The sequence below is a fragment of the Rahnella sp. AN3-3W3 genome (genome assembly GCF_003263545.1).
Classification (GTDB): domain Bacteria; phylum Pseudomonadota; class Gammaproteobacteria; order Enterobacterales; family Enterobacteriaceae; genus Rahnella; species Rahnella variigena.
In genome coordinates, this window is sequence record NZ_JYDG01000111.1 from 1 (window position 1) to 7,842 (window position 7,842).

7 protein-coding genes and 1 pseudogene are annotated in these 7,842 nt (G+C 55.5%); 3 read left to right on the forward strand and 5 right to left on the reverse strand.

All coding sequences use genetic code 11. From position 1 onward, the window contains the following. Positions 1–20 precede the first annotated feature (20 nt). Genes bioC through bioB form a run of 3 tightly spaced genes read right to left on the reverse strand, consistent with a single transcriptional unit; the run spans position 21 to position 2,979 of the window. Positions 21–812 carry a malonyl-ACP O-methyltransferase BioC gene (gene bioC, locus UC15_RS23600; RefSeq protein ID WP_112291414.1) on the reverse strand — a complete coding sequence of 264 codons (792 nt, stop codon included), beginning with the start codon at positions 810–812 and terminating at the stop codon, positions 21–23. Then, positions 796–1,947: an 8-amino-7-oxononanoate synthase gene (gene bioF, locus UC15_RS23605; RefSeq protein ID WP_112291415.1), complete on the reverse strand. Its 1,152-nt coding sequence runs from the start codon at positions 1,945–1,947 to the stop codon at positions 796–798. Before bioF ends, bioC begins: the two co-directional genes overlap by 17 nt. A 3-nt stretch (positions 1,948–1,950) precedes the next feature. Next, complete coding sequence (gene bioB / locus UC15_RS23610) at positions 1,951–2,979, reverse strand: biotin synthase BioB (RefSeq protein WP_112291417.1); 1,029 nt, start codon at positions 2,977–2,979, stop codon at positions 1,951–1,953. 142 nt (positions 2,980–3,121) lie between these two features. Here bioB and bioA point away from each other — a divergent pair, with 142 nt between their 5' ends. After that, complete coding sequence (gene bioA, locus UC15_RS23615) at positions 3,122–4,399, forward strand: adenosylmethionine--8-amino-7-oxononanoate transaminase (protein ID WP_112291419.1); 1,278 nt, start codon at positions 3,122–3,124, stop codon at positions 4,397–4,399. On the opposite strand, the gene UC15_RS23620 is transcribed toward bioA, so the two are convergent. Continuing rightward, on the reverse strand, positions 4,400–5,353 hold the full coding sequence (locus tag UC15_RS23620) for a LysR substrate-binding domain-containing protein (RefSeq protein ID WP_112291420.1): 954 nt from the start codon (positions 5,351–5,353) through the stop codon (positions 4,400–4,402). A gap of 155 nt (positions 5,354–5,508) precedes the next feature. Between UC15_RS23620 and UC15_RS23625 the strand changes: the two genes are divergently transcribed. Together UC15_RS23625 and UC15_RS23630 are read left to right on the forward strand one after the other, a co-directional pair. Continuing rightward, positions 5,509–6,663, forward strand: coding sequence for a methionine aminotransferase (locus tag UC15_RS23625; protein WP_112291426.1), 1,155 nt, complete (start codon positions 5,509–5,511; stop codon positions 6,661–6,663). Positions 6,664–6,704: 41 nt separating this feature from the next. Further along, positions 6,705–7,484 carry an ABC transporter substrate-binding protein gene (locus UC15_RS23630; protein ID WP_112291422.1) on the forward strand — a complete coding sequence of 260 codons (780 nt, stop codon included), beginning with the start codon at positions 6,705–6,707 and terminating at the stop codon, positions 7,482–7,484. 66 nt (positions 7,485–7,550) lie between these two features. Here UC15_RS23630 and UC15_RS26110 read toward each other — a convergent pair. Then, positions 7,551–7,842: pseudogene (locus UC15_RS26110) on the reverse strand (hypothetical protein); the annotation flags it as partial.

Here is a 7,842-nt window from a genome sequence, read left to right on the forward strand (position 1 = left end):
TTCGCAGGGGGAGGAGTAAATCATCGGGGGATAAGTTCTTCGACCTGCAAAATGCCGTAGACCAGCCGGTAGTTGAGGGGCAGGATGCCGTCGCGCCGGACGTAGTGTTTTTCCAGCAATTGCAGACGTTCGCGTCCGCCCAGACCGCCGAGGCGGCCATTTTTGATATGCGTCGCGCCGATGCCTTTCAGCGAGCGCATCAGTGACATCACATCGGGGAATTCGGCCACGTGGTCGCTGAAGGTCACTTCGTGGCGATACGGTGCGCAGGCTTCAGCGATTTTGTCCGGCGTCAGAAACTGGTTCACATGACGGCGGCCATCGACTTTCATCCATGCCGCAGCCAGTTCGTTAAGCGAACCTTCCGCCAGCGTGGAAAACAGCACCAGCCCGCCGTTGCGGGTGATGCGGTGCATTTCTTCCAGCGCGCGCGGCAACGCGTTACACCACTGCACCGCCAGATTGCTGAAACAAATGTCGACAGAATTGTCGGCGAACGGCAAACGTTCGATGTCGCCCGGCACGTATTCATCGGCAGAATCCAGCTCACGGGCACGATCTAACATGCCGCTGGAGAGATCCAGCGCAATAACCTTTTTGCCCTGCGCCTTCCAGTGACGGCTGAAATAACCTGTGCCGCAACCCGCATCGACGACCAGATTACCGGCGTCTTTAAGATACGGCGCTGCCAGCGCCAGTAATTCCTCGCCTACATCACGCTGCAACTGTGCGGCGTTTTCATAACTGATGGCGGCGCGACTGAACGCGTCGGCCACCGCTTGTTTGTTCACTAATTCAGTGACTGCACCCATGAAGGGACTCCAGCAAAAAATCGATATCTTCCGGCTCATGCGCCGCCGTCAGGGTAATACGCAACCGCGCACTGCCAGGCGGCACCGTCGGCGGACGGATGGCGCTGATCCACAACCCGCGTTCACGCAACGCCGAAGCCAAGTCTAGCGCTGGCTGATTCTCACCCACAATAACGGGCTGAATAGCGGTCTGTGAACCGGTCAGCTGATAGGGTAAACCGGCGGCTCCCGCGCGAAAACGGGCAATATTGGCCGCCAGTTTATCACGCAAGTCGTCGTCCTGCCGGACTCGTGCCAGCGCAGCCTGTAACGCACACACCTGTGCGGCGGGCATCGCCGTGCTGTAAATCAGATGACGGGCGAACTGCAACAGATAATCCGCAGTCGCATCATCACACAGAACTGCCGCCCCGCTGCAGCCGAACGCTTTTCCGAATGTGACGACCAGCAGCTCCGGCTGCACGCCCTGCTGCCAGCAACTTCCGCGTCCTTCCTCGCCGGTCACGCCCACGCCGTGCGCATCATCCACCATCAGCCAGCTGCCGTGCGTTTTCGACAAATTATGCAGCTCAGCCAATGGCGCAGCGTCACCGTCCATACTGAACACGCCTTCCGTCACCACCAGCGTTTCACCGCTCACCGGCTTTTCCAGCAGACGCTGCAGGGAATCCGGCTGATTGTGATGAAAACGCCGTAATTGCGAAGGCGCATGTGCCGCGGCTTCCAGTAAAGACGCATGACTGAGTTTATCGGCCAGCACGCGATCCTCAGCCTGCATCAGCGCGGCAAGGATCGCCTGATTGGCGGCAAAACCGGAGATAAACAGCAACGCACGCGGATAACCCTGCCAGTCCGCCAGTTGTTGCTCAAACTCGGCGTGCGCCAGACTGAAACCGGTGACGTGACCGGACCCGCCGCTGCCGACGCCATATTTCACCGCACCCTGCTGCCACGCGGCGATCACATCGCGGTCCTGACTCAGGCCGAGATAATCATTGCCCGAAAAATTCAGATAACGCCGCTCGCCCTGCGTCAGAAAACGCGCGCTGCCGCCCTCATTTGGCTGGCGCACACGAAATGCCGCCGCCTGTTTACGCGCCGCGACAGCTTCGTTAATCCGCGTTTGCCAGCTCACCGGTTATACCGCCGCGTTGTAGAACTGATCGGTATCAGCATGAACCAGATGTTCGGCCAGCGCGGCCTGTTGCTGGTTGTCGCCCATTTCTGTTTCGAAGGACTGAGGATTGAGCCCCAGTTTGCCAAACAGAATTAAGTCTTTATCTTCCGCCGGGTTCGGCGTCGTCAGCAGTTTGCAGCCGTAGAAAATCGAGTTAGCACCGGCCATAAAGCACATCGCCTGCGTCTGCTCGCTCATCTGCTCGCGACCTGCGGAAAGACGCACGTAAGAATGCGGCATCATGATGCGCGCCACGGCGATGGTGCGGATGAAATCGAATGGATCCACATCGTCGTTATCAGCCAGCGGCGTGCCTTTGACTTTCACCAGCATGTTGATTGGCACGCTTTCCGGCGGTACCGGCAAGTTCGCCAGTTGCATCAGCAAACCCGCGCGATCTTTAACGGTTTCACCCAGACCGACAATTCCGCCGGAACAGACTTTAATGCCCGCACCGCGCACTTCCGCCAGCGTATCCAGACGTTCCTGGTAGCTGCGGGTGGTGATGATGCTGCCGTAAAATTCCGGTGAGGTATCGAGGTTATGGTTGTAGAAATCCAGACCAGCGTGCGCCAGACGCTGCGCCTGCGTGGTGTTCAGCGTACCGAGCGTCATGCAGGTTTCCATGCCCATTTCCTTCACGCCCTGCACCATTTGTTCGAGATACGGCATGTCACGGTCGTGCGGGTTTTTCCACGCGGCGCCCATGCAGAAACGGGTCGAACCGGCGGCTTTCGCCTGACGGGCAGATTCGAGCACCTGCTCGACTTGCATCAGACGTTCAGATTCCAGTCCGGTTTTGTAACGGGAACTCTGCGGGCAGTATTTACAGTCTTCCGGACAGGCACCGGTTTTAATCGACAGCAAGGTGCTGACCTGCACCTGACGCGGGTCGAAATGCTGACGGTGAATTTGCTGAGCTTCGAAAATCAGCTCGAGGAATGGCTTATCGAACAAGGCCTGCGTTTTTTCCAGCGTCCAGTGGGACATGACGACATCTCCAAATAATGCAACCAGAATGATTTTGAGGTTAATGTTTTATGATTAGTAAACCATTTTTAATTTGTTTTGGTTTACCGTCAACGTTAAAATTATTTTTTAGTTTACAACTTAGCTCCCGCAGGACTCATCTATGACCCCCGCCGATATTGAATTCGATCAGCGCCACATCTGGCATCCGTACACTTCGATGACCAAACCGCTGCCCGCGTATGCCGTGGAATCCGCGTCCGGTGTGATGTTGCAACTCGCCGATGGACGTCAGCTGGTTGACGGCATGTCATCCTGGTGGGCAGCGATCCACGGATACAATCACCCGCAGCTCAATCAGGCCGCAGTCGAACAAATCGGCAAAATGTCACATGTGATGTTTGGCGGGATCACGCATCCGTCAGCAATTGCGCTGTCGCGCCGTCTGGTGGAAATGACGCCTGCCGGACTGGAATGCGTGTTTCTGGCGGATTCGGGTTCGGTTGCCGTCGAAGTGGCGCTGAAAATGGCGATGCAATACTGGCAGGCGCGCGGTGAAAAACGTCAGACCTTGCTGACGCTGCGCAACGGCTATCACGGCGATACCTTTGGCGCGATGTCAGTGTGCGATCCGCAAAATTCGATGCACAGTTTGTATCAGGGATATCTGCCGCAGCATCTGTTTGCCGATGCGCCGCAAAGCCGCTTTGACGGCGAATGGGATGAAACGGATATCGCGCCGTTCGCCAGAATGCTCGACGAGAACCACAGCAAAATCGCCGCCGTCATTCTGGAACCGGTGGTTCAGGGCGCGGGTGGAATGCGGATCTACCATCCGTTGTATCTCAAACGCGTGCGCAAGTTATGCGACGAATACGGCGTGCTGCTGATTGCCGATGAAATTGCCACCGGGTTTGGCCGTACCGGCAAGCTGTTTGCCTGCGATCACGCCGGGATTTCGCCGGATATTCTGTGTCTCGGCAAAGCGCTGACCGGAGGCTATATGACGCTTTCGGCTACCTTAACCACCCGTCCTGTGGCGGAGGTGATCAGTAACGGCGAGGCGGGATGTTTCATGCATGGCCCGACCTTTATGGGCAATCCGCTGGCCTGCGCGGTCGCCAATGCCAGCCTGCGGTTGTTAGCTGAAAACCGCTGGCAGGCACAGGTTCTGAATATTGAAAAACAACTGAAAACCGAATTACAGCCACTGGCGGAACATCCGGCCGTTGCCGACGTGCGGGTGCTGGGCGCAATTGGGGTGGTAGAGATGCGCCAGCCGGTGAATATGGCGCAGTTGCAGAAACACTTCGTTGCGCAAGGCGTGTGGATCCGTCCGTTCGGCAAGCTGATTTACCTGATGCCGCCGTACATCATTTCGGCAGAAGAGTTGAGCAAACTGACCAGCGCCATTGCCAGCGCGCTGGCTGCGCTGTACTGATCAGTTTGCGCTGACTAACCGGTGTGACGTCGATAACAGCGCGCTCAGCTTTTCCCGGCTGAGCCGCGCTTCTTCATTGAGAAAATCAATCGCTACTTTTAGTGCGGGCGTCGGATTTTCCGGATACAGCAACGTATAAGATGCGCCGCTCGCCACGCACAGCGGGAACGGTGCGACAATCCGCCCCGCCTGCAAATCGTCCTCAATTAATGTCAGATCGCCAATCGCCACGCCGTATCCCTGCAACGCAGAATTAATGGCCAAATCCAGCGTATCGAAATGCTGGGATTTGGCTGAAGGCAGCCCCTGAACGCCCTCTTCCCGCAGCCATAACAACCAGTCGCGACGATCCCGCGTCGGGTGCAACAGTGTTTTATCCTCAAGATCTGCCACCGCAGTTTGCCCTTTATGACGCGGCAAAAAATCAGGCACACAGACCGGTGTCAGCACTTCATCAAACAGATGATGTGCCCGGCGCGGCGATTCCGGCGGACGGCCAAAGACTACGGCAGCATCAAAATGCTCACTGCTGAAATCCACACCATGAGCGATGGAGGCCGTCAGCTCAATCTGCATATCCGGGCGATCATTTTGCAGCTGGATAACGCGCGGCAGCAGCCAGCGCATCGAACAGGTCGGGCATTTAATGCGCAGCGTATCAGGGTGCGAACCGACGCGTTTCAGGGCTTCCCCCATCAGTGCCAGCGCCTGTTGTACCGGCGGTAAAAGTTGCGCCCCGCGCGGGGTCAGCGTCAGCCCTCTGGCCTGACGCAAAAACAACGGATAGCCCAGCGTGGACTCAAGCCCGGTTATCTGGCGGCTGACCGCACCCTGCGTGATATGCAACAACGAGGCGGCATGGGTCAGATTCAGCGTCTGCGCTACAACCGCGAAGGTTTTCAGCACGTTGAGCGAAGGCAAATTCAGGTACGGCAGTTCAGGCGAAAAGCTCACAGTTACCTCGTTGTAAACGTCATTAAGCCATGACTTCAGATCATAACGAGTATGACAAACTTTCCATTGTCGGCACAGGGGAACTGTTGCTTAATCATTCAAACCCTGTTTTACCTTCTTATGGCCGCCCGGCCTGTATTTTTTGGGGAAATGCTATGAAGAGCGCCATGTCGCCGCAGTCTAAATTACCGGACGTCGGCACCACTATTTTTACCGTCATCGGCCAGCTCAGCGCCGAGCATAATGCCCTGAATTTATCGCAAGGTGCGCCGAACTTTTCCTGTCAGCCCGCGCTGATCGAAAGTGTCACCAAAGCCATGCGTGAAGGTCATAACCAGTACGCGCCGATGAGCGGCGTGGCGGCCTTACGTCATGCGCTTTCTGCCAAAGCCGAAGCGCTTTACGGCTGCAAATATGACGCCGACAGTGAAGTGACCGTGGTTGCCAGCGCCAGCGAAGGCCTGTATTCCGCCATCAGCGCACTGGTTCATGCGGGCGATGAGGTGATTTATTTCGAACCGTCTTTTGACAGCTACGCGCCGATTGTCCGTTTGCAGGGCGCGAAGCCTGTTGCGATCGGCCTGTCGATGGACGATTTCAGCATCGACTGGGATCAGGTAGCAAGTGCGATCAACAGCCGTACGCGGATGATCATCATCAACAGTCCGCACAACCCGACCGGCGCCATTTTTACGGATTTTGATATCGAACGTCTGACCGCACTGACCAAAGACACCGGCATCGTGATTTTGTCCGACGAAGTGTATGAGCACGTAGTGTTCGACGGCGAGCGCCATGAAAGTATGGCCTGCCATCCGCAACTGGCAGAGCGCAGTGTGATTGTGTCGTCGTTCGGCAAAACTTATCACGTCACCGGCTGGCGTGTGGGCTATTGCCTGGCACCGGCAGAGCTAATGAGTGAAATCCGTAAAGTGCATCAGTTTATGATGTTCTCCGCGGATACGCCGATGCAGGTGGCTTTCGCCGAAGCACTGGCTGATCCACAAAGTTATTTAGGTCTGGCAGATTTTTATCAGCAAAAGCGCGACCTGCTGGCCGAAGCGCTCAGTGAATCCCGCTTTGAATTACTGCCAAGCCGTGGCAGCTTCTTTATGCTGGCGCGTTTTAGTCATTTCAGCCCGCTGACCGACGACGAATTTGTGCTGAGCCTGATCCGCGATCATCAGATTGCCACCATTCCGCTCTCGGCTTTTTATAGCAATAACAAACCCACCGGGCTTATCCGCCTGAGTTTCGCCAAAGATAACGACACGCTGTACGAAGGCGCACGCCGCCTGTGTCGCGTCTAAGCCTTTGCATTTATCTACATCACGCTGGGGAATTGTAAATAATGAAAAAGTTAAAAATCGCATTGCTATTAGGTTGTGCCGTGGCTTCTTTCTCCGCACTGGCGGACGGTTCCACACTCAAATTTGGTCTGGAAGCGCAATATCCGCCGTTTGAATCCAAGAGTGCGACCGGTGAGTTACAAGGTTTTGATATCGATCTGGGTAACGCCGTCTGCGCCGCCGCCAGCGTGAAATGCGAATGGTTTGATACCTCATTCGACGGCCTGATTGCGGCATTGCAGGCGCGTAAATTTGATGCGATCAACTCCGCCATGAACGTGACAGAAAAACGTCGTCAGGCGATTGATTTCACCAACGTGATTTACCGCGTACCGAGCAAACTGATTGCGAAGAAAGATTCCGGCCTGCTGCCGACGGTTGAGTCGCTGAAAGGTAAACATATCGGCGTGTTGCAGGGTTCGATTCAGGAGAGCTACGCGCAGGCACACTGGGCACCGAAAGGCGTAGATATCGTCTCTTATCAGGATCAGAATCAGGTTTATCTGGATCTGTCCTCCGGTCGCCTTGATGGCACTTTAGTACTGGCACCAGCCGGTCAGAGCGGGTTCCTGTCGCGTCCGGACGGTAAAGATTATGGCTTTGTCGGCGACGCCGTGCGGGATGACAAAATTCTCGGCAGCGGTATCGCATTCGGCCTGCGCAAAGGCGATACCCAGCTGAAAGAGAAGCTGGATACGGCGATCGCTAAAGTGCAAAAAGATGGCGTGGTGAAAGAGCTTTCGAAGAAATACTTTGGCGATATTGATGTGAGCGTGAAGTAATTTATACCCGCACAACTTTGCGTCCCTTCATCAGATTTTGGTTTAGGGGCGTCATGGGTCACTCTATTATTTCCCCGCATCCATATTGCAGCTCATATGATCCCATCCCTGATAGTTCTTCACCTCCGGGACTTTATCCGGCAAGTTAAACCACTCGGCTCTATATTGGTTGGTTGCATCTGCCAGCCCCCTTTTGGTCATATAGACCATTCCCCATGACCATCCAGGGGATCTGGGTTTTATTGTATCGAGGGTGCCATCTGGCGCTGTAAAAGGGATACCTGGCCCGCCAGGAAGGATCCGTGGGTCATCAAATCCTTTAGAGGACATGTAGAGGCTTTTTTTAGTCAGTAAAAAA